18 protein-coding genes and 1 pseudogene are annotated in these 21,249 nt (G+C 46.8%); 13 read left to right on the top strand and 6 right to left on the bottom strand.

The window, feature by feature from the left end; all coding sequences use genetic code 11:
* Positions 1-190 precede the first annotated feature (190 nt).
* From murJ to NFHSH190041_RS05795, 7 genes are all read left to right on the top strand, one after another.
* Entirely contained in the window at positions 191-1,759 is a 1,569-nt protein-coding gene (gene murJ / locus NFHSH190041_RS05765) for a murein biosynthesis integral membrane protein MurJ (RefSeq protein WP_261924327.1), read from the top strand.
* A 102-nt stretch (positions 1,760-1,861) separates the two neighbouring features.
* Positions 1,862-2,797, top strand: coding sequence for a bifunctional riboflavin kinase/FAD synthetase (ribF, locus tag NFHSH190041_RS05770; protein WP_261924328.1), 936 nt, complete (start codon positions 1,862-1,864; stop codon positions 2,795-2,797).
* A 39-nt stretch (positions 2,798-2,836) separates the two neighbouring features.
* Positions 2,837-5,659, top strand: a complete 2,823-nt coding sequence (gene ileS, locus NFHSH190041_RS05775) for an isoleucine--tRNA ligase (protein ID WP_261924329.1) — start codon at positions 2,837-2,839, stop codon at positions 5,657-5,659.
* Positions 5,660-5,687: 28 nt separating this feature from the next.
* Complete coding sequence (gene lspA / locus NFHSH190041_RS05780) at positions 5,688-6,182, top strand: signal peptidase II (protein WP_261925056.1); 495 nt, start codon at positions 5,688-5,690, stop codon at positions 6,180-6,182.
* 35 nt (positions 6,183-6,217) lie between these two features.
* Positions 6,218-6,637, top strand: a complete 420-nt coding sequence (gene fkpB, locus NFHSH190041_RS05785) for an FKBP-type peptidyl-prolyl cis-trans isomerase (protein ID WP_261924330.1) — start codon at positions 6,218-6,220, stop codon at positions 6,635-6,637.
* Positions 6,638-6,675: 38 nt separating this feature from the next.
* On the top strand, positions 6,676-7,605 hold the full coding sequence (ispH, locus tag NFHSH190041_RS05790) for a 4-hydroxy-3-methylbut-2-enyl diphosphate reductase (RefSeq protein WP_261925057.1): 930 nt from the start codon (positions 6,676-6,678) through the stop codon (positions 7,603-7,605).
* Between the two features lie 191 nt (positions 7,606-7,796).
* Positions 7,797-8,558 (top strand): IS5 family transposase, encoded by a 762-nt coding sequence (locus NFHSH190041_RS05795; RefSeq protein WP_261922116.1) that lies wholly within the window; start codon positions 7,797-7,799, stop codon positions 8,556-8,558.
* 247 nt (positions 8,559-8,805) lie between these two features.
* Here the strand turns inward: NFHSH190041_RS05795 and NFHSH190041_RS05800 are convergent.
* Positions 8,806-9,845: pseudogene (locus NFHSH190041_RS05800) on the bottom strand (IS481 family transposase).
* Positions 9,846-10,622: 777 nt separating this feature from the next.
* On the opposite strand from NFHSH190041_RS05800, the gene pilV reads away from it, so the two are divergent.
* From pilV to NFHSH190041_RS05825, 5 genes are read left to right on the top strand one after another with little or no spacing between them, the layout of a single operon-like run.
* Positions 10,623-11,162 carry a type IV pilus modification protein PilV gene (gene pilV, locus NFHSH190041_RS05805; protein ID WP_261924331.1) on the top strand — a complete coding sequence of 180 codons (540 nt, stop codon included), beginning with the start codon at positions 10,623-10,625 and terminating at the stop codon, positions 11,160-11,162.
* Positions 11,163-11,180: 18 nt separating this feature from the next.
* Positions 11,181-12,149 (top strand): PilW family protein, encoded by a 969-nt coding sequence (locus tag NFHSH190041_RS05810; RefSeq protein WP_261924332.1) that lies wholly within the window; start codon positions 11,181-11,183, stop codon positions 12,147-12,149.
* 11 nt (positions 12,150-12,160) lie between these two features.
* The gene (locus NFHSH190041_RS05815) at positions 12,161-12,592 is read left to right on the top strand and encodes a pilus assembly PilX N-terminal domain-containing protein (RefSeq protein WP_261925058.1); all 432 of its coding nucleotides are present in this window, start codon (positions 12,161-12,163) and stop codon (positions 12,590-12,592) included.
* Positions 12,593-12,594: 2 nt separating this feature from the next.
* Positions 12,595-16,179, top strand: a complete 3,585-nt coding sequence (locus tag NFHSH190041_RS05820; RefSeq protein WP_261924333.1) for a pilus assembly protein — start codon at positions 12,595-12,597, stop codon at positions 16,177-16,179.
* A 16-nt stretch (positions 16,180-16,195) separates the two neighbouring features.
* Positions 16,196-16,603, top strand: coding sequence for a type IV pilin protein (locus NFHSH190041_RS05825; protein WP_315972972.1), 408 nt, complete (start codon positions 16,196-16,198; stop codon positions 16,601-16,603).
* Positions 16,604-16,625: 22 nt separating this feature from the next.
* Here the strand turns inward: NFHSH190041_RS05825 and NFHSH190041_RS05830 are convergent, their stop codons facing one another.
* Together NFHSH190041_RS05830 and NFHSH190041_RS05835 are read right to left on the bottom strand one after the other, a co-directional pair.
* Positions 16,626-17,150 carry a GspH/FimT family pseudopilin gene (locus NFHSH190041_RS05830; protein ID WP_261924334.1) on the bottom strand — a complete coding sequence of 175 codons (525 nt, stop codon included), beginning with the start codon at positions 17,148-17,150 and terminating at the stop codon, positions 16,626-16,628.
* An 82-nt stretch (positions 17,151-17,232) separates the two neighbouring features.
* Positions 17,233-17,742: a GspH/FimT family pseudopilin gene (locus tag NFHSH190041_RS05835; protein WP_261924335.1), complete on the bottom strand. Its 510-nt coding sequence runs from the start codon at positions 17,740-17,742 to the stop codon at positions 17,233-17,235.
* 166 nt (positions 17,743-17,908) lie between these two features.
* On the opposite strand from NFHSH190041_RS05835, the gene NFHSH190041_RS05840 reads away from it, so the two are divergent.
* Positions 17,909-18,247 carry a P-II family nitrogen regulator gene (locus NFHSH190041_RS05840; RefSeq protein ID WP_261924336.1) on the top strand — a complete coding sequence of 113 codons (339 nt, stop codon included), beginning with the start codon at positions 17,909-17,911 and terminating at the stop codon, positions 18,245-18,247.
* A 173-nt stretch (positions 18,248-18,420) separates the two neighbouring features.
* On the opposite strand, the gene NFHSH190041_RS05845 is transcribed toward NFHSH190041_RS05840, so the two are convergent.
* The 3 genes from NFHSH190041_RS05845 to NFHSH190041_RS05855 all read right to left on the bottom strand — a co-directional run bounded on the left by NFHSH190041_RS05845 (position 18,421) and on the right by NFHSH190041_RS05855 (position 21,209).
* On the bottom strand, positions 18,421-20,136 hold the full coding sequence (locus NFHSH190041_RS05845) for a proline--tRNA ligase (RefSeq protein WP_261924337.1): 1,716 nt from the start codon (positions 20,134-20,136) through the stop codon (positions 18,421-18,423).
* An 80-nt stretch (positions 20,137-20,216) separates the two neighbouring features.
* Positions 20,217-20,852 (bottom strand): acyltransferase, encoded by a 636-nt coding sequence (locus NFHSH190041_RS05850; protein WP_261925060.1) that lies wholly within the window; start codon positions 20,850-20,852, stop codon positions 20,217-20,219.
* Between the two features lie 90 nt (positions 20,853-20,942).
* Positions 20,943-21,209, bottom strand: a complete 267-nt coding sequence (locus NFHSH190041_RS05855; protein WP_261924338.1) for a DksA/TraR family C4-type zinc finger protein — start codon at positions 21,207-21,209, stop codon at positions 20,943-20,945.
* Positions 21,210-21,249: the final 40 nt, after the last annotated feature.

Below are 21,249 nucleotides of genomic sequence, written 5' to 3' on the forward strand. Positions count from 1 at the left end.
TTGCCATTTTGTCAATGGCAATGATTGAATATCCATCATAAAGACAAATTAATTCAACCTGACTTGGCTATCCCCAACCCAACTCATGTAAAATGTGGCGTAATTCTATCAGTAAAAATAGCGGTATGACAGGACTGGATTGAATTTTTGCAGCCCTGCACAAATTCTTTTCGGCCTATTTGGGGGTCTTTTGAGTAAAAAACTACTGAGGTCTGGCTTGATTGTTAGTGCCATGACCTTGATTTCACGTGTCCTCGGTTTGGTGCGGGATGTGGTGATAGCCAATTTGATGGGGGCCGGCAGCAGTGCCGATGTATTCTTTTTTGCCAATAAAATCCCCAATTTTCTTCGTCGCCTATTTGCCGAAGGTGCGTTTGCTCAAGCATTTGTACCGGTACTCACAGAATACCAAGAAAAAGAATCTCCGGATGCGACACGTGAGCTGCTATCGAAAGTGTGCGGTACGCTTGGGGTGTTGGTGACAGTCGTCACCTTAGTCGGTGTTATTGCTTCCCCTGTGCTGGCTGCGTTGTTTGGTACTGGGTGGTTTGTCGCTTGGTTACATGGTGAGCCTGCCGGCGCTAAATTTGAATTGGCGGCCATGGTATTGAAAATTACTTTTCCTTACCTGTGGTTTATTACTTTTACGGCATTGGCGGGCTCGGTACTCAATACTCGGGGACGTTTTGCGGTATCAGCCTTTACGCCAGTTTTTCTTAATGTCGCGATTATTGCTGCTGCAATTTACCTTGCGCCGGGGATGACTCAGCCTGAAATTGGCTTAGGGATTGGTGTCTTTGTTGGTGGATTGGTGCAGTTTCTGTTCCAAATCCCATTTTTACTGCGGGAGAATGCACTCGTTAAGCCCAGTTGGGGCTGGCATCATCCCGGAGTCGTTAAAATCCGAACCCTGATGTTGCCGGCTCTATTTGGGGTATCTGTTTCACAGATAAATCTTTTGCTTGATACTTTTATTGCCAGTTTTCTGATGACGGGGTCAATTAGCTGGCTGTATTATTCTGATCGTTTGCTGGAATTTCCCTTGGGATTGTTTGGTATTGCCATTGCTACGGTGATCTTACCTGCACTGTCGAAAAAGCATGTGAATGCGCACAGTGAGGGCTTTTCCCAAACGATGGACTGGGGGGTTCGGGCTATTTTGCTACTGGGACTGCCAGCGATGTTGGGCTTAATTGTATTGGCTCAACCCATGTTGATGGTGCTGTTTATGCGCGGTGCTTTCAGCCTCAATGATGTGCAAATGGCATCTTACTCTTTGATGGCTTATGGCAGCGGCCTGCTGAGTTTTATGATGGTAAAAGTCTTGGCGCCGGGCTATTACTCCAGGCAAGACACCAAAACGCCGGTAAGGTATGGCATTGTCGCGATGTTGAGCAATATGGTCTTCAACCTGATTTTTGCGATTCCGTTCGGTTATGTTGGCTTAGCGATTGCGACTTCGCTGTCTGCGTTGTTAAACGGCACTATGTTATATCGAGGTTTGAAAGCCAAAGGGGTCTATCAATTCAGCCGTTATACTTGGGTCTTTTTTGCTAAAGTCCTCGTGTCAGCCTTGGTGATGGTTGGTGTGTTGGTTTGGTTACTGCCTTCGCAACAGAGTTGGATGGCTTGGCATATTGGTGAACGGGGTTGGCATTTGGTGCGGTTGATTTGCGCCGGAACGATTAGCTATCTGTTGATGCTGTTATTGTTGGGTATCCGGCCATGGAAAATGAAAGCCAAATCTAGCGCAGTGTGACAGTGGTTTCACTCTGGGGTTGAGTTAGCCGCCAAACTCGCATCTTGGGCGGGCTTGGGTATATAATCCCACGATTTCCGTCTGGCAGTCGTTGAAAGTAAAATGGAACTCATTCGCGGTATTTATAATATTCTGCCAGCACACCATGGTTGTGTGCTGACAATCGGCAATTTTGATGGGGTTCACCGAGGTCATGCTGAGGTTATCACCAGATTGCTGGCGAAGGCCAAGCAATATAAATTGCCTGCGACTGTCATGCTGTTTGAACCCCAACCACAGGAATTGTTTCGGGGCTGTGATGCCCCGGCTAGGCTCAGCTTGCTGCGGGATAAATTGATGCTGCTTGAAGAGCTTGGCGTTGATCGCGTGGTATGTGTTAACTTTAACCACAAATTTGCTGATATTCCTGCAGATGATTTTATCAATGAGTTGCTGGTAAAGCGCTTGGGCGTCAAATATCTAGTGGTTGGGGATGATTTCTGTTTTGGCCGCGGCCGCAAAGGCAATTTTGCTATGTTGCAGCAGGCTGGTGAACGGCAGGGATTTGCGGTGGAAAATACCCGTAGTTTTCTGCTCGGCGATCACCGGGTCAGTTCCACGGCAGTACGTCAGCAGTTGGCATTGGGACATTTAGAACAGGCTCGGCGGCTCTTGGGGCATCCATACACGATTAGTGGCCGAGTAGCCCATGGACAGAAAATCGGGCGGACGATAGGATTTCCCACGGCAAATGTGGCGCTCAAGCGTAATGTTGTGCCGGTTCGGGGGGTTTTTGCTGTTCGGGTATATTGGTCGGACAGTGACATATATGAAGGGGTTGCCAATATTGGCTTTCGCCCCACAGTGCAGGGACAAATCTGCCAATTAGAGGTTCATCTGTTTGATTTTGATGGTGACCTTTATGGCAAACATGTTGAAGTGGAACTGGTGGCAAAAATCCGTGATGAGCAGCCATTCCAATCTCTGGATGCACTGAAACAACAAATCTTGAAAGATGTGAATGAAGCGAAAGCTTTGTTCAGCAACGATGCAAGCTGATCAGCAGGCTATTCCTGTTGAATTAATGGTATAGGATCAATGAGCGACTATAAATCTACTCTGAATTTGCCGGAAACTGAGTTTCCGATGCGAGGCAATCTGGCCAACCGTGAGCCGGAAATGTTGAAACGCTGGACACAGGATGGCCTGTATCAACAAATCCGTGAAAGCCGTACCGGTGCCAAGCCTTTTATCCTGCATGATGGCCCACCATACGCCAACGGCAGTATTCACATTGGTCACTCTGTAAACAAGATCCTGAAAGATATTATTATCAAGTCTAAAACCCTGTCTGGCTTTGATGCGCCATATGTACCAGGGTGGGACTGTCATGGTTTGCCAATTGAACTGAAAGTGGAACAGAAAGTTGGCAAACCGGGCCAGAAGATTTCTGCGGCGGAATTCCGTGAAGAATGCCGCAAATATGCCCGTACCCAAGTTGAAGGTCAGCGTGATGACTTTATTCGTTTAGGGGTATTGGGTGATTGGAATAAGCCTTATCTGACCATGGATTTTGGCACTGAAGCCAATATCATTCGTTCACTGTCTAAAGTGATCGAAAATGGTCACCTGCATAAAGGTGTGAAGCCAGTACATTGGTGTACTGACTGTGGCTCTGCATTGGCTGAGGCCGAAGTAGAATATGAAGATAAAACCTCTCCAGCCATTGATGTTGCATTCACTGCCGTTGATAGTGCTGCCATTGCAGCAAAATTTGGGGTAGAGAATTATACCGCGCCAGTTGCCATGGTGATTTGGACAACTACGCCATGGACACTGCCAGCGAACCGTGCGTTATCTATCGCACCTGAGTTGGATTATGTGTTGGTTGAGTACCAGCAGGATGGTCAGACCCGTGCGCTGATCTTAGCTGATGTGCTTCATGAAGCCGCCATGCAGCGTTATGGGATTGAAGCTTTCACTGTGCTGGGTCGTGTGCAAGGTCAGGCATTGGAACTGACCCGTTATCAGCATCCATTCTATGCCTTCGATGTACCGGCGATTTTGGGTGATCATGTGACCACAGATGCTGGTACTGGTGTGGTACATACTGCGCCTGGTCATGGTCAGGACGACTTTGTCGTTGGTCAGAAATATGGCATTGAAGTGGCAAACCCTGTTGGGGATAACGGCGTATATAAGCCAGATACCGAGTTTTTTGCCGGTATGCATGTCTTTAAAGCCAATGATGCCGTAGTTGAAAAACTGAAAGAAACCGGCTCGTTGATGCACTTTGAGGCATATCGTCACAGTTATCCTCACTGCTGGCGTCATAAAACCCCGATTATTTTCCGTGCCACACCACAGTGGTTTATTTCCATGGATAATAAAGGGCTACGCAGCCAAGCTCTAACTGAAATCGAGCAGACTCAGTGGATCCCTGAATGGGGCGAGAGCCGTATTGAGAAAATGGTAGCAAACCGCCCTGATTGGTGTATTTCCCGTCAGCGGACTTGGGGTGTACCAATTGCGCTGTTTGTTAACCGTGAAACTGAAGAATTGCATCCAGACAGCGTGTCTCTGATGCAACGTGTGGCTAACAAGGTTGAGCAGCACGGTATTCAGGCTTGGTGGGATCTGGATGAAAAAGAGCTGCTGGGTGACGAAGCGGATCAGTACCGTAAAGTAACCGATACCCTAGATGTGTGGTATGACTCAGGCTCTACCTTTGCCTCTGTGGTGGCTGCTCGTCCTGAATTCCACGGCGCAGATATCGATCTGTATCTGGAAGGTTCAGATCAACACCGTGGTTGGTTTATGTCATCTTTGATGATTTCTACTGCGATGAATGGCAAAGCGCCGTACAAGCAGGTACTGACCCATGGTTTCACCGTTGATGGCAAGGGCCGTAAGATGTCCAAGTCTATTGGTAATGTGATTGCACCGCAGCAGGTAACCAACAAGTTGGGTGCTGACATTCTGCGTCTGTGGGTTGCTGCTACCGATTACAGTGGTGAAATGACGGTATCTGATGAAATTCTGAACCGTAGCGCTGATGCATACCGCCGTATCCGTAACACTTGTCGTTTCCTATTGGCTAACCTCAGTGGTTTCAACCCTGAGACCGATATGATCGCTGTGGAAGACATGGTGGCGTTAGATCGCTGGGTTGTACGCCGCGCCGCTGCGCTGCAGCAAGAACTGCTGGCTGCTTACGATAAGTATCACTTCCATATTGTGACCCAGAAGCTGATGCAGTTCTGCTCCGTTGAGTTGGGTGCCTTCTATCTGGATATCATTAAAGACCGCCAGTACACCGCTAAGCGTGAAGGTCACGCTCGTCGTAGCTGTCAGTCTGCTCTGTATCTGATTTCTGAAGCTATGGTTCGTTGGATTGCGCCAATTCTGAGCTTTACTGCTGATGAAATCTGGCAGCTGTTGCCAGGCAAGCGTGATGCTTATGTCTTCACTCAAAACTGGTATGACGGTCTGCAAGCGGTAACATTGGCTGATGATCTGAGTGATGACTACTGGCAGCAACTGCTGACTGTCCGCACTGAAGTGAACAAGGTGATTGAACAAGCCCGTCGTGATAAGCGCATTGGTGGTTCTTTGGAAGCTGAAGTGACCCTGTTTGCTGATGATGCGCTGGCAGCGGAATTGGCCAAAATTGGTGATGAACTGCGCTTTGTACTGCTGACCTCAAAAGTGACTGTATTGCCATTGGCTGATGCACCTGCTGATGCGGTAGAGACTGAGCTGGCATCATTGAAACTGGCGATTGCCAAGAGCGAGGCGCAAAAGTGTGAGCGTTGCTGGCACTATCGTGAAGAAGTCGGCACCATCGAAGCCCATCCAACGCTGTGTCAGCGCTGTGTGACCAACATTGAAGGCGACGGTGAAGCCCGTCAATTTGCCTGATTAAGGAACACACCTGATGGCCGCAGAAATGGATAAAGGCCCGGTAAACTGGCGCAACAGTGGGTTGCGCTGGTATTGGGTGGTGTTGGTGGTCTTTTTTGCCGATCAGTGGTCCAAACAATGGGTCCTGACGCACTTTGACCTATATGAGTCAGTAAAACTGTTGCCGTTTTTCAGTTTTACCTATGTACGCAATTATGGGGCAGCCTTTAGCTTCCTTAGTGACGCTGGGGGCTGGCAACGCTGGTTGTTTACCGCTATTGCGGTTGGTTTCAGTGTGGTGCTGACGTTATGGCTGTACCGGCAAAAAAGCAGTGAGTGGCGCCTTAATCTGGCGTATACGCTGATTATAGGCGGTGCACTGGGCAATTTGATTGATCGGTTAATGCATGGTTTTGTGGTTGATTTTCTTGATTTTTATTGGAAAGCCAGCCACTACCCAGCATTCAATATTGCTGACTCAGCCATTTGTATTGGTGCTGCGCTGATCATTTGGGATGCGTTTCGCAGTAAAAAACACTGAACCAGCCCTTAGGACACGTGTTAAAGGAGTAACCCATGTCGATGCGTGCATTATTGTGTCATATGGATATTGTACTGTCTGACGGTTCAACCGCAGACAGTACCAGGACATCCGGTAAACCGGCTCGGCTAAATTTGGGTGATGGAAGCCTGAGTGCGGCATTTGAGGCCGAAGTCGCTGCACTGCAGCCCGGAGACAAACACAGGTTTACCTTATCAGCTGCGGATGCGTTTGGTGAGGTGAACCCAGATGCTATTCATCATTTGGATCGGACCCGCTTTGATGCGGCAATCGAGTTAACCCCCGGTGTTATCATCAGTTTTACTGCGCCCAATGGCGCAGAAGTGCCGGGGATTATTCGTGATGTTGCCGGTGATTCTGTTACGGTGGATTTAAATCATCCGTTGGCTGGACATCAGGTAACTTTTGAACTTGAAGTGATGCAGGAACTTTGATTATGCCAAACTCCTCCCCAATCCCTTCTGCTGGCAGTTTGAATATTCTGCTGGCCAACCCCCGTGGTTTTTGTGCCGGGGTGGATCGGGCTATCAGTATCGTTGAACGTGCGTTGGAATTGTTTTCACCGCCAATTTATGTCCGCCATGAAGTGGTACATAACCGCTATGTGGTGCAGAACTTAAAAGATCGTGGTGCCGTTTTTGTCGAAGAACTGGATCAGGTACCGGATAACAGTATTGTGATTTTTAGTGCTCATGGGGTGCCGCAGTCGGTACGTGCGGAAGCCAAACTGCGTGGTTTAAAGGTCTTTGATGCCACTTGTCCACTGGTGACCAAGGTACATTTGCAGGTTACCCGTGCCAGTCGCAAAGGGGTTGAGTGCATTTTGATTGGTCACGCAGGTCATCCTGAGGTCGTCGGTACCATGGGACAATATGATAACGCCGCTGGCGGTGTTTATCTGGTTGAATCCCCGGAAGATGTGGCGGCGTTGCAGGTTAAGGACCCTCAGAATCTATGCTTTGTGACCCAGACTACGCTGTCGGTGGACGATACCTTAGATGTGATTGCTGCATTGCAGGCGAAATTTCCGGATATTGAAGGGCCGCGTAAAGATGATATCTGTTATGCGACCCAAAACCGTCAGGATGCTGTGCGTAAGCTGGCCTCTCAGGTTGAACTCCTGATTGTGGTGGGCTCTAAGAATAGCTCTAATTCAAACCGTTTACGTGAGCTGGCAGAAAAAGCCGGTACTCAGGCGTATTTGGTTGATAATAAAGATGATGTGCAGTCAGCTTGGTTTAACGGCGTGACTGAGGTTGCAGTCACGGCGGGGGCCTCTGCGCCAGAAGTATTAGTGCAGCAAGTCGTTGAAGCCATTGCGGAGCGAGCACCGAGTGTGGTGACTGAAGTCGCTGGCCGCGAGGAAGATGTGGTCTTTGCTGTTCCTGCAGAACTGCGTTGATTTTGCAGTGAGTTTTGTAATGCATTAATAAAAAAGAGGCGTTAAGCCTCTTTTTTTATTTCTATCATTTTTAGTTAGGAAAATATCTGCGAGCAATAACTAGGGCGTGTTGACGTTTCGAGGATGATTTTTGAGCAACATGCAGAGGGGTTATAATCTCTTTCGCCAAAAACAAACCACAACCCCAAAGCATGCCGAGAACAATATTAACTGACATAAGATGGGAACTGCTACTACAGATAATGAAAAGTACTGGTCGTATCTACAATAAATCTGAACATAGAATGACCTTTGAAGGGATACTTTTCCGTATGAGAACGGGGATCCCTTGGCGAGATTTACCTCCGGGATTTGGTGAATGGAGCTCAGTATATAGACGATTTAACCTTTGGTCTAAAAAAGGTATTTTAAATCATCTTTTCAGTCAGTTAGCAAAAATGGCAGACTTCGAATGGGTGTTCCTCGATGGCTCAATTATTCGTGCACATCAGCACAGCACAGGCGCTGCTACAAATTTCTCTGAGCAAATAGGTAAAAGCAGAGGTGGGAATACAACAAAAATCCACTTAGCTGTCGATAGCGGAGGTTTGCCCATTTGTTTTGATTTATCAGAAGGTCAGCGAAATGACATTGTTCTTGCAGAAAGTCTCGTAGAACAACTGGGGGAGATAGATACTATTGTATGCGATAAAGGATATGACAGTGAATCTTTCCGCGTTTTTGTTCAACGCAAAGGAGGAAAAACTGTGATAGCTAGGCGTAATTACGGGCAAGATATTGGTAAGGATACAATGGATTGGTGCTTATATAGGTATCGTCATTTGGTGGAAAATGCCTTTGCTAGGATTAAGCATTATCGTGCTATTTCAAGCCGTTATGATAAGTTGGAACGGAATTATGCCAGTATGGTATCGCTGGCATTCATGCTTATGTGGCTACCGATGTATTGCTGAGTGAGAAATGAACAGCAAACGTCAACAGACCCTAGGGTCTGTTGACGTTTCAAGTTGTTTTTGCAGCGATTTGAGGATGCTTTATACAAGGCAGAGGCTTTGATAGGTAGTTGCGCTACCTGATAAGCTGATAACGCAGTAGAAAGGCGCCTCAAACGCTGCCCGCAGGGTTCGGCTAAAAGCGTTTTACTTGTAGTGGTTCAGACCTGATCTGACAGTTACCCGTTTTTTAGTGGTGCCTGTCAGATTAAATTTGGGCTAATTTCTTCTCTGCCCAAATCGATTTCCCATCAATTAATGTATCCATTGGGGTTCGACCGCAGCACATTTTTCCTTGATGAGTTCGCTCATTGTTGTAATACATGAGCCATTCGTCCAGATCTTTCTGAAGCGCCTCAAGTGAGTCGTAGAGGTTTTTACGGAATGTGACCTGATAAAACTCATTCAGTATCGTCTTGTGGAAGCGCTCGCAGATGCCATTTGTTTGCGGGTGGCGCGCTTTCGTTTTTGTATGATCGATGTCGTTGATTGCAAGGTAAAGTTGGTAATCGTGCTGCTCGACTTTACCGCAGTATTCAGTGCCTCTATCGGTCAGGATGCGGAGCATAGGTAACGATTGCTCTACGAAGAAAGGCAGTACCCTATCGTTCAGTAAATCGGCTGAAGTAATTGGCGTTTTGGTGGTATATAACTTGGCAAAAGCGACTTTACTGTAGGTATCAACAAACGTCTGCTGATAGATCCTGCCAACTCCCTTTAAACAGCCAACATAGAAGGTGTCTTGAGACCCCAGATAGCCAGGATGATGGGTTTCTATCTCGCCACAAACCTCGTCATCAAGTTTCTTTTTCTCAAGCGCTGAGACCTGCTCATCTGAGAGAATGATACCTTCTGCTTCTACCTTGGCTTCCAGTGCCCGTAAACGCTTTTTGAAGTTCTCGAGTCCATGCCGTAACCAGATTGACCTAACACCACTGGCAGAGACAAATATGCCCTTTTTACGAAGTTCATTGCTGGTGCGCGTTTGGCCGTGGGCCGGATACTCAATCGCATAATCGGTGACAGCTTTTTCCACCTGTTCATCGACACGATTCTTGTGATTAGGGACTCGCCGAGAGCGATTGATTAAGGCATCAATCCCCCTTCTTCAACGAGCTCCTGATAACGATAAAACGTATCTCGGGATACGCCCATGACCTTACAGGCTTTAGACACATTACCGAGTTCTTGAGCAAGATTGAGTAATCCAGTTTTGTGTTTAATGATTGGATTGTTAGTATCGAACATAGAGAGTTACCTTTGGTTTTGAACAAAGATTCGACACCTTTATCAAAACGGGTAACTCTCTACTTTTCAAGAAGCAGTGTCAGATCTAGTCGGAACTAATACATTTTACTCTTTGTTGAGCGGTTCTTGCTTAGAATAACTAGGCGACAAACCACTCGCCGCGATTAAAACGCTTTTATCTCGAACAAAATTTAATCACGAAACGTCAACAGACCCTAGGGGCGATTGTATGATTGAGTTGTATTGATGGGTTGCTAAAAATTCATCATGTCCGTTGTCTTTTCTCTTTGTTTCAGTATTGCTCCAAATCCCTCTCCGGTTTTATCTCTCCAATCATCTTCAGTATGAAATAGATATTGCCTGCAATATCTTGAGTGGCTCAGAAATACTTCCCTATTTTCAGTGACCAATCCTTTTGCTATTCCTCTTTATGATATATCCCCCGAGATATCAGCTGTTAATTTAATCTAACTGAAGGCGCGTAGTCGTTCATTGTCTGGGTTGTTAGCTTATATGCCTTGGCGGAGAGAGGCGTATTTGAGCGGTATGCGTTTGTCAGGCTTTTACGACACAAACTCAGTGGGATTTCATTAGTTTGTAATTGGTTGGTGACTTTTAATGACTGAATGATGCATTTTTTGCGTTTTTTAGATGTGATTGTTACTGGATGTCTTGGCATAGCTCATATACTATTTGTTCAATCTAACCTACCGAATTAAAAAGGATTTTTGTCGATAATTTCGTCAAAAAAACGGCAATGTCAGGAGAATTGACACTATGGGCCGCCAGGGAACAGGTTTTTCATTAATCGAAGTTATGGTTGCTCTGGTGATCCTGACAGTGGGCTTGATTGGCGTGTTCAATTTGCACTTAGTGGCTAAACAGGGCAGTTATGAATCATTCCAACAGACATTAGCCGCGCATTATGCTGCTGATATTGTTAGTCGTATGCGACTTAACTCCTCTGAACTGAGTCAATATGGTGGCAATTATCAGGGCGGGTTAGTTATGCCGGCTAAGTCCTGTGATGCCAATAATCGTTGCTTGAATGCAGAAACCCGAGTGTGGGATTTGTATCAGTGGGAGCAGCAATTTCGGGGGGGAGCAGAGGTGTCCGCAAGCCGTCAACTGGGCGGGCTGGACAATGCAACGGGCTGTATTCAGATTGGCACTAATGGTGACGTGTCTGTTGTGATGAGTTGGCGGGGGATCCGCTCTATCAGTGATGGTGCAGCCAATGCTAACGCGTTTGTTCGCCAATGTGGTAGTGCGGATAAACGGCGCCGGATTTATTTGCTGGAAACGGTGATCCAGTAGAATTAAGGATGATGTGTTATGTATCAGCAGTTAGCGAAAGAGCAGGGATTGTCGCTGGTCGAGCTGATGGTTGCTATGGTGATTGGCTTATTTTTGACGCTGGGTGTGTTTTCCATGTTCAGCATGTCTGCCGGCAATGTCACTACAACCAGTCAATTCAATCAACTGCAGGAAAATGGTCGGATTGCGTTAGCACTGATGGAACCTGATTTGAGTCAGTTAGGGTTCTTTGGCGATATCACTGGGACTGAATTAATTCCCGGACAAAATACCCGCATATTGAAGCTATTAACAACAAATGACTGTGTCGGTGATGGGCTGAATAATGCTTCTTTGCCCAACACTTCAGCTGCCCACTTTCGTCGACTGTGGGGGTATCAACAGGGGGATAGCATTGCGCTTAAATGCCTCACCAACGTGATCCCTGATTCTGATGTTCTGCAAATTAAACGGCTGCTGGGGCCCGAGGTTACCGGGGCGCTAGAGGCAAATCGCTATTATCTTGGTACCACTGCCAATGAAGCGGTATTTTTTACGGGTGATCAACCTTTGCCGGCTATGGTCAATGGTCGTTATTGGGAATATCAACACCATGTTTATTACCTTAGGAATGACAGTGATGGTATTCCCACTCTTAGGCGTAAAACCTTAACGGCGAATGGCATGACCAATGATGAGCAGTTGGTTTCCGGGGTTGAAGATATGCAGATCTTGTATGGCTTTGATAGTGATGGGGATGATACCGCAGACAGTTTTATGCCATCTCAAAATGTGACAACCCTAATGTGGGATAATGAATTATTCCAACGTCTGGTGGCGTTAAGGGTATTTCTGCTCATTCGGGCGTTAGAGCCGGATCCTGCCTTTACGAATAACAGTGTTTATCAACTTGGAGATAAACAGATTGCGGCGAAAAAGGATCATTACCGCCGTAAAGTAGTGAGCGGCACCATAGTGCTGGAAAACCCTGTACTGATGAGGAATTAATCATGAAAAACCTGCAAGGACAGCAGGGAATGGTACTGTTTTTTGCCTTAATCGTGCTGTTAATGATGACAGTTATCGGTGTCGCATTGGCGGTTAACTCAGGTCAGTCTCTACGAATGGCGGGGGCTGGTTCTGAGCGGGTACAGGCGTTAGCAGCAGCCCAAGGCGCGCAGAGTAAAGTTGTGAATGCTCAGCAAGGCAGTAAGTTAGCCAATATTACGGCGACCCATACGATTGCTGATAATCAGTTTAATGTGACTAATACGCTCACCCCATTGGCTGGTGATGATGTTAATTGTCAGCGCAGTGCTGATGCCAGCAGCGCTAATTTGATCAGCTGTCGCCGGGTAGAAATCAGCAGTGAAGCTGTATTTGGTCGGGAGGATATGGGCCGATTAACAGTGGTCACGGGCGTTGAACAGCAGGTTTTGACAGGAAGTTGATTATGTTGATAAAGAAATTAACCGCATGGTTACTGTCAGCCAGTGTGATGCTGATAGGCAATACCTATGCTGATGATACAGAGTTGTATGTCTTTGAGTCATCCGCTCGAGCGGGGGCTCGCCCCCAGGTGCTAATTATCTTTGATAATTCTGGCAGTATGAAAGAACGGGAAACCGGGGCCGAATCTGGTTATGATCCTACTATTGAGTACCCTGCGGTAGGAGGCACAAACGCATTTCAAAAACGTATGATTTATTTCACCAAAGGTGGAGTGGATAATACCTCAATGCCGGTACCGGATTCCTCATCAGAAGCTCGTCGATTTTTAAATGATATTAATGGCTGTGAGACGGCAAAACATTATTTAAAAACCTATGGTTTTTTTACTGGTTTTTTTCGGGAGTATCGTTTTAAAGGGCAAAATGGTGCTTGGTTAGAAGTGCCAGATAACAGTGGGGCGGATATCCAAACGATAGATTGCTTTAACGATATTGTTAATAAATATTGGCAAAATGCGCCGGGGCAGCCAACAGGGTTTCCAGTTGATGGCTTGGGTGATAAACAAAATCCACGTCCTTACAATCTTATTGATAACTCCAGCACGCAGAATGAAATAGATGCCGCGGTGGAAGCCGCAAAGCAAACTGGGTTTGGCACAGGTCAATCGCTCACGTTATACACGGATAATTATTTACGTTGGTACCATGGGCCGAAGGAGAGCGTTGAGCAAACGCGGTTGCAGATTGCTAAACAGGTGATCAGCAATACCGTTATTACTACGCCAACGGTGGATTTTGGTGTCGCAGTTTTTAATATAAATTATCCTGGAGACTCTTCTCATGGCGGGCGGATTATCTCTGGAATCAAGCAAATGACGGATGATAATAAGGCGAATCTACTTCAGACTATTAATAATTTAGACCCTAAGACAAATACGCCATTATGTGAAACACTCTATGAAGCCAAGCAATATTTTTCTGGTAGTGACTTAATTTATGGCGATAAAGATAAAAAACCTAGTGGATATGATTACAAAGCTAATCGTCCCCCAAGAGATACAACTATTGAGAATAATAAAAAATATCTCTCTCCTTTCAAGGCATGCCAGAATCAAGCCTTTGTTATTTATATTACTGATGGAGTACCAACAGAAGATAAAAATGCCAATAGCAAAGTTTTAAATTTACCAGGTGTCGATGATAGAGTGTTTGAATGGGATATCATCGTTGAAGATGATGGCGATACAGAAACACAATCCTATAAAAGTTATTTACCAAATTTAGCCGAGTGGATGTTTAAGCATGATGTTAACAGCAACTTGCCGGATAAACAGACAGTAAAAACTTTCACTATTGGCTTCAGTGCGGGGGCTAAAGATGCTGCACCTGTATTGAGTGCTGCAGCTAAGCGGGGCGGTGGACAATATTTCGCTGCCAGTGATGCAGCGCAGTTACAGTCAGCTTTGCAACAGGTCTTCAGTCAAATTCTTGAAGTCAATGCCAGTTTTACCTCCCCCTCTATTGCCAGCAATAATTTTGATCGCACTCAGACTTTTGATGCAGTTTATTACGCCATGTTTTTGCCTAATAAAGGGCCTCGCTGGATGGGAAATTTGAAAAAATTCAAGGTGACAGGCAGCGGGGATATCAGAGATAAAAAGAATAAAGATACGATTGGCATCGATGGTAATTTATCTTCTTCAGCTTGCTCTTATTGGACAGCTGATGCTGTCTGTGCTTCTGCCAGTGATGGGGGGGATGGCAATGATGTCACTATTGGTGGCGTGTCAGAAATGCTGCGGCAAACGTCGTCACGAAAGGTGCTGAGTGATTTCGCTGGAAATGGCGCGGATCTCGCTGTTTTTTCAGTTGCAAATGCAATTGCCCGGGCTGGAAATGAAACGCGGTTAGCTGAACATATGCGGGTCGATAAAACCCAGTTAGCAGGGTTATTTGATTGGGCAAAAGGCATCGATGTTGATGATGATGACGCTGATGGCAGTACAACAGATCCACGCTGGGACATTATTGGCGATCCGCTCCATTCAAAACCTTTAGCAGTCAACCTAGGTACAGTGCAATCCCCGGATATTCGAGTGTTGATGGGGACTAACCATGGTCAGTTACATATGTTTAAGGATGCTGGTAACACGGTGTCAGAATCTTGGGCCTTTTTGCCTTATGAGTTATTGCCTAATTTAACCGAGTTAAAAGCGAATGTGCCAACCGGGGTGCATTCGGTATACGGGATAGATAGCTCACCAATTGCGTATGTGGAAACCACAGCGCAACAGGTCAAAAAAGCCTGGGTTTTTGTGGGGATGCGCAGGGGAGGGAGCGCTTATTATGCACTGGATATTACCCAGCCCGATCACCCTAAGTTTATGTGGCGTATTGGTGCTGATTCACTGGGAATGGCTGAGATGGGCCAAAGTTGGGCTGAACCTGTGATTACCCGGATCCCCGGATGGCCGGTCGGTAATACTGATGCGGCATCGGCCAAACCTGTACTGATTTTTGGCGCGGGATATGTGCCAGCGACTAAAGATGGCGCTGAAGTGGGCGCTGTTGATAGTAAGGGGCGCGGCGTCTTTATTGTCGATGCTGAAACCGGGGTGCTAGTGCACAAGTTTGATCCTGATGGCGGTACTAAGGCAACACAATTGCCGCAAATCAGTGACAGTATCCCCAATGCCGTTGCCATTTTAGACAGTAATAACGACAGACTAATCGATCGCATCTATGCCACTGATACAGGCGGAAACGTGTGGCGGATAGATTTGCCGGGGGCCGATCCTGATAGCCGTGATATCCCTTGGACCGCTTATAAATTTGCGGCGCTTGGTGGTGATACTCAGCAGACGGATAGACGTTTTTTTGCCGAGCCGGTAGTGGCTCAGACCATGTTTAGTAACATCAGTATTACTGAGCACAGTGATGGCAGTACCACCAAGGCGTATCAAAATATCCCCTATGATGCGGTTGCTATTGCCAGCGGACATCGACCTCACCCGACAGACAAACTCAGGCAGGATAAGTTGTATTTACTGCAGGATAGGAATGTTGTGACACGCTCATATTCCAGCGCTGATCGCCCCACGCCTCTGACACAAGGGACGTTATACGATATCACGGCTAATTCACCTGATAGTGAAACTGACAATATTACGTTTGGCCAGCAGCGTGGCTGGTATTACCAACTTGGTGCCAAGGGGGAAAAAAGCCTTGCTAGTGCGGCTATTATCCAAGGACGGGTATATTTTACCTCTTATGTTCCAGGTGATACATCAGCAGCTAATTCCTGTTTAGTTGCCGGACAGGGGCGAATGTATGCGTTTGATTTACATAGAGGTACACGTAGCTATACCCAAGAATATCTGGAGCTTGGTGAACGAGTGCCGGATACGCCACAATTAGTCGTTCCGCCAAATGGTACAGATCCCAGTTATATGTATTTGATTGGTATTGGTAATGCGGCTAATCACATGACTCCTGTCACCCCGCCATCCGGCTGCCCGCCCGGTGACACTAAATGTGTCGGCGGTGGATTAAGGGCAAACCGTATTTTTTATCATATTGCTGAATAGATAAGGATGTTATCCCATGGCTGAGGTGAACATGTCGCGCTGCCAGCGAGGTTTTACTCTGATAGAGCTGATGATTGTTGTGGTGATTATCGGGATTTTGGCATCTATCGCTTATCCGTCATACCAAAGCTATGTTGCCCGGGCGGCCCGAGCTGACGCATTAGCCGCTATGATGAAGATAGCGAATCTGCAGGAGCAGTATTATTTAGATAACCGGCAATATAGCAGTAATATGACATTGTTAGGATTAGCAGCCGATCCCTTTATTCCTGAGCAGGGTAATTACACCATTGATGCTGTGGCTTCGGGAGCCGGCTATACCATTACTGCAACAGCGACCGGGGCTCAGGCTGGCCGAGATGCCCAGTGCTCACCCTTGACTCTCAGTGCGACAGGGACAAAAAATAAACCGGCCTGTTGGTAATCTCGTCGTTGAACTCTGTTATTTATCCTGCTGGGCAGGCACTTTGCTGGATAGGCGGATTAATGGTTCCACCAGATGTAATGGTAATAGTGGCGGCATAGTTGCTTTGCGGGGCGCAAAGAGTAAAGGTAGTATCACCGCTTTGTCCCAAGGGTTTACCTTGAGCATTAAAGCTAATTGCTGCTGGGAAAATCAGTCGGTCTTTAACATCAAAAGTTGTGATGTGTTGAATAATAGTGTCCGCTCTGCTGCCCGCACTATCCAGCTTATGGATAACACCATTGTCGGTAAAAATCGTAGCAGTATTGTGCCAATCTTTGCCACAAAGGCTGCCAGATAAAGGGCACAAAGTTACTCTGCTGTGGTAACTCATGGCCTGATTACGGGCCAAGCTGATGGCTTGGTGCAGTTGGGATGCTGCCGCATCGATTCTGCTTTGTGCTTGGTTTGACTGCATTGAGGGGAGGGTGACGGCTAACAGAATTAAAATAATGGCCGTTATAACAGCCAGCTCGACTAGGGTTAGCCCGGATTGACGAAACGACATTGGTATCCTTACCGCATAAAATTTCAGCTGAAATATGGTTGAATTATACTAAAAACAGCTTTGTGATATAGACCCTAGGGTGTTATTGGCAGGCTATCTCTTTGTCTTGTGATAGGCGTATTCTGCCAGCATTACTGATAATCACTGCACGTGAATAAGGGCTATCGGCACTGCCGGGGCAGTATCTCAAGGTGCCATTGGTTCCTGATGCGAGTCCGGTTGGTAAAAAGCGGATCGCACTGCGACTATAGCTGACAGTATCTTCATGATGAAAGGCCTCAAGCTGGAATAGTATTTTATCATCGGTCTCGAATTTGCCATATTCGCCATTATCGATAAAAACAGTTAACCCTTGCTGCCATTGATTGATACAGAGGTTATTGTTCAAAGGACAAACGGTAATACGGGCACCATAACTAATGGCATGGCTGCGGGCAAATAACAGATGCTGCTGAATTTTTTGTATATTGCTGTCGGCGCGAAAATGGCGGTAACTGTCGGCCAGGCTGGGAACGCCCACCCCCAGTAAAATAGCGGCGATCAGCAGGGTAATAATCAGCTCCACGAGGGAGAAACCTGTAGCGTGTGTCATGCGCTCATCCTTGAGGATTGTGCTTGCCCGGTAGGCGAATATTTTTAAGTTTAGTTCAGCTTCATTCCCCCGTAACACTGCGAAATTTTTCTATAAAAAGTTATCATCGTGATAAGCTTTATGCCGGTATCCCTATAAATAGACTGTCTGTGTTGAGGAGTAATTGATGAAGAAGGTCGAGGCCATTATCAAGCCATTTAAGTTGGATGATGTGCGTGAGTCACTAGCCGAAATTGGTATCACAGGCATGACCGTCTCTGAGGTAAAAGGATTTGGCCGTCAAAAAGGGCATACGGAGCTATACCGTGGGGCTGAATATATGGTGGACTTTTTACCTAAAGTAAAAATTGAGTTGGTTATTCAGGATGAATTACTGGAGCAGGCGCTAGAAGTGATAGTTGATACTGCCAGAACCGGCAAAATTGGTGATGGTAAAATTTTTGTCACCGATATTGAGCGGGTGATCCGTATTCGTACTGGGGAAGAAAACGAAGACGCGGTATAAATTTGACTGCGCCGTGATACGCTTTATAGACATATCTTGGCTAACGAAGTGTGTTGAAAATGTTTGTGAAAACAAAAATCCGATGGCGGGCCATCGGATTTTTTTATGTTGTCAGCCTCACCCTATCAATGACTAAGGGTAAGGCTGAATAGTGAAACGCAACTTAGTTTCACTTAGGCTTGAATATTGGCTTTGATAAAGTCAACAATCTGATCGAAAGGCACTTCCTGCTTTTCACCGGTGCGGCGGTTTTTGTATTCAAATACGCCAGCATCGATATTACGGTCACCGATAACGATAGTGTGTGGCAGACCAATCAGTTCCATATCAGCAAACATCACGCCTGGACGCTCTTTACGATCATCAAACAGCACTTCTACACCGGCGGCGGTCAGATCGGCATACAGCTTCTCTGCAATTTCAGTGACGCGGTGAGACTTGTGCATATTCATTGGCAGAATACCCACTTGGAATGGCGCAATAGCGGCTGGCCAGATAATACCGCGGTCATCGTGGTTTTGCTCAATTGCAGCGGCTACGATACGGCTAACACCCACACCATAACAGCCCATGATCAGAGTTTGTGCTTTGCCGTTTTCATCCAGAACAGTGGCATTCATGGCTTTGGAATAAGCTGTGCCTAACTGGAAGATATGACCCACTTCAATCCCGCGAGCAAAAGCATAGGTGCCTTTGCCATCAGGTGTGGTTTCACCTTCCACTACGTTACGAATATCAGCGGCTTGAGCCAGTGGCAGATCACGCTCCCAGTTTACGCCAAACAGGTGCTTATCATCTTCATTGGCACCAACCACAAAATCACTCATTACGGCAACGCTGTGATCGATAAATACTGGAATATTCAGACCAACAGGGCCCAGAGAGCCAGTACCTGCACCCAGTACAGCGCGGATTTCGTCTTCAGAAGCAAATTCCAGTGGTGCGGCAACCAGTTCCAGCTTATCAGCTTTGACTTCGTTCAGCTCGTGATCGCCACGGACAACCAAGGCAACCAGTGGAGCTTCTTCAGTGGCACCACGAACAATCAGAGTTTTGGCAGTTTTCTTGATATCCAGACCAAATTGCTCAACCAATTCAGCGATGGTTTTAGCATTTGGCGTATCAACTTTACGTATTTCTTCTGTTGCTGCCTGACGGGTTTCAGTCGGTAGTGGCGCTTCGGCTTTTTCAATGTTGGCGGCGTAATCACTGCCAGTAGAATAAGCAATTAAATCTTCGCCGCTGCCAGCCAGTACGTGGAACTCGTGTGACAGAGAGCCACCGATAGAGCCAGTGTCGGCCAGTACAGGGCGGAAAGCCAGACCCATACGGTTCATGATGTTGCAGTAAGCATCGTACATGGCGTGATAAGTTTCGTTCAGGGTTTCCTGATCCAGATGGAAAGAGTAAGCATCTTTCATCAGGAATTCGCGAGAGCGCATCACACCGAAGCGAGGACGAACTTCATCACGGAATTTGGTCTGAATTTGATACAGGTTCAGTGGCAGCTGCTTGTAAGAGCTAACTTCTTTACGAACCAAATCAGTAATCACTTCTTCGTGGGTTGGACCCAGTACGAAATCACGGTTGTTGCGATCGGTAAAACGCAGCAGTTCAGGGCCAAATTTGTCCCAACGGCCGGTTTCTACCCACAGATCACCTGGCTGTACCATTGGCATCAGGATTTCGCAGGCACCGGCTTTGTTCATTTCTTCGCGCACAATGGCTTCTACTTTGCGCAGTACCCGCAGACCTGTCGGCAGGTAGCTGTATAGGCCTGAAGCGTTGCGGCGGATCATGCCGGCACGCAGCATAAGCTGGTGGCTGACAACTTCTGCGTTGGCAGGGGTTTCTTTCTGTGTTGATAGCAGGTATTTGCTGACTCGCATTACCGTAAAGTCCAAAAATGAAATTGAATGGGCGCCATTTTATCACTTGGCTGACACTTGTCACCTGTGGTGGAACATCTTTATCCTGCCTGAAATAGGGCAAGTTCAGGTTTTTGGCGTCGATCACCAATAATTTTGGCCGGGTTGCCCGCTACTATGGCCCAATCAGGAACATCTTTGGTGACGATAGCGCCCATGCCAATCACGGCGTGATCGCCCACTTTGACACCATCAACAATCCCTGCCTGTGCTCCAATCCAAACATCCTTACCAATAATCACCCCTTTTGACTGTGATTTTTGTTTATAAATAGGGTGGTTAGGCGCCATACCATGGTTAAAGGCATAGATAGTGACATTATTGGCAATTCGGCTTTGATCGCCGATAACAATGCCTTTGCTGCCGCCATCTAAAGAACAATTGTGATTGATAGCCACTTCATTACCCAATGTAATGGGGCCATGCAGAAAACAACCTGCAGCAATCATGCACTGATCACCGATATGAATATCCCGCCCCGGCTCAGCAAACAATTCCGTTTCCGGGGCAATAAAACAACGCTGGCCAAATGAAACCGTTTCTAATTGACTAAACTCTGCCTGAATAGCTTCCTGCCAGGGTAGAGCCCACGTTAAGTGTTTTTCTTTTAGGGAAAAATATAACCAGGGCATCCAAGAGAGACGTTTTTTATGCTGTGTTCGGTAATCCGGTGACATGGGGGGTAATTTTATGGGGGACACAAAGCCGTTATTTTACCTGCCGGGATCCGCGGGGTAAATGTTAGGTGGGTGAGATGAAGTATCCAATTAGCGCAATTGGCTGTCTTTGCTGCCGCGCCGATTCATCAGCGCGTGGCGCATTTGATGTTGATCCGCCTCCTGCTGACAAGCAACACAGAGTTTGACTCCACCAATGGCTAGCTGTCTAGCCACCGGAATAGGCTCATCGCATTCTAGGCAATGGCTTAAACTCTCCCCCTGAGGCAATCTTGAACGAGCCTGCAGTACGGCATCATCAATATCTGAATCTATCTGCTCTTGTACCGCACCATCTTTTGCCCAACCTGATGCCATTTTCGATCTCCTTGTCCTGTCGATTACGGCCTAAATTATA

The organism is Shewanella sp. NFH-SH190041 (assembly GCF_024363255.1).
In the GTDB taxonomy this organism is placed as follows: domain Bacteria; phylum Pseudomonadota; class Gammaproteobacteria; order Enterobacterales; family Shewanellaceae; genus Shewanella.

Coding starts and splice junctions, on each gene's coding strand:
- ribF (WP_261924328.1), top strand. CDS start 1,862: ATGGAACTCATTCGCGGTATTTATAATATTCTGCCAGCACACCATGGT.
- ileS (WP_261924329.1), top strand. CDS start 2,837: ATGAGCGACTATAAATCTACTCTGAATTTGCCGGAAACTGAGTTTCCG.
- lspA (WP_261925056.1), top strand. CDS start 5,688: ATGGATAAAGGCCCGGTAAACTGGCGCAACAGTGGGTTGCGCTGGTAT.
- fkpB (WP_261924330.1), top strand. CDS start 6,218: ATGTCGATGCGTGCATTATTGTGTCATATGGATATTGTACTGTCTGAC.
- NFHSH190041_RS05795 (WP_261922116.1), top strand. CDS start 7,797: ATGCCGAGAACAATATTAACTGACATAAGATGGGAACTGCTACTACAG.
- pilV (WP_261924331.1), top strand. CDS start 10,623: ATGGGCCGCCAGGGAACAGGTTTTTCATTAATCGAAGTTATGGTTGCT.
- NFHSH190041_RS05810 (WP_261924332.1), top strand. CDS start 11,181: ATGTATCAGCAGTTAGCGAAAGAGCAGGGATTGTCGCTGGTCGAGCTG.
- NFHSH190041_RS05820 (WP_261924333.1), top strand. CDS start 12,595: ATGTTGATAAAGAAATTAACCGCATGGTTACTGTCAGCCAGTGTGATG.
- NFHSH190041_RS05825 (WP_315972972.1), top strand. CDS start 16,196: ATGGCTGAGGTGAACATGTCGCGCTGCCAGCGAGGTTTTACTCTGATA.
- NFHSH190041_RS05830 (WP_261924334.1), bottom strand. CDS start 17,150: ATGTCGTTTCGTCAATCCGGGCTAACCCTAGTCGAGCTGGCTGTTATA.
- NFHSH190041_RS05835 (WP_261924335.1), bottom strand. CDS start 17,742: ATGACACACGCTACAGGTTTCTCCCTCGTGGAGCTGATTATTACCCTG.
- NFHSH190041_RS05840 (WP_261924336.1), top strand. CDS start 17,909: ATGAAGAAGGTCGAGGCCATTATCAAGCCATTTAAGTTGGATGATGTG.
- NFHSH190041_RS05845 (WP_261924337.1), bottom strand. CDS start 20,136: ATGCGAGTCAGCAAATACCTGCTATCAACACAGAAAGAAACCCCTGCC.
- NFHSH190041_RS05850 (WP_261925060.1), bottom strand. CDS start 20,852: ATGTCACCGGATTACCGAACACAGCATAAAAAACGTCTCTCTTGGATG.
- NFHSH190041_RS05855 (WP_261924338.1), bottom strand. CDS start 21,209: ATGGCATCAGGTTGGGCAAAAGATGGTGCGGTACAAGAGCAGATAGAT.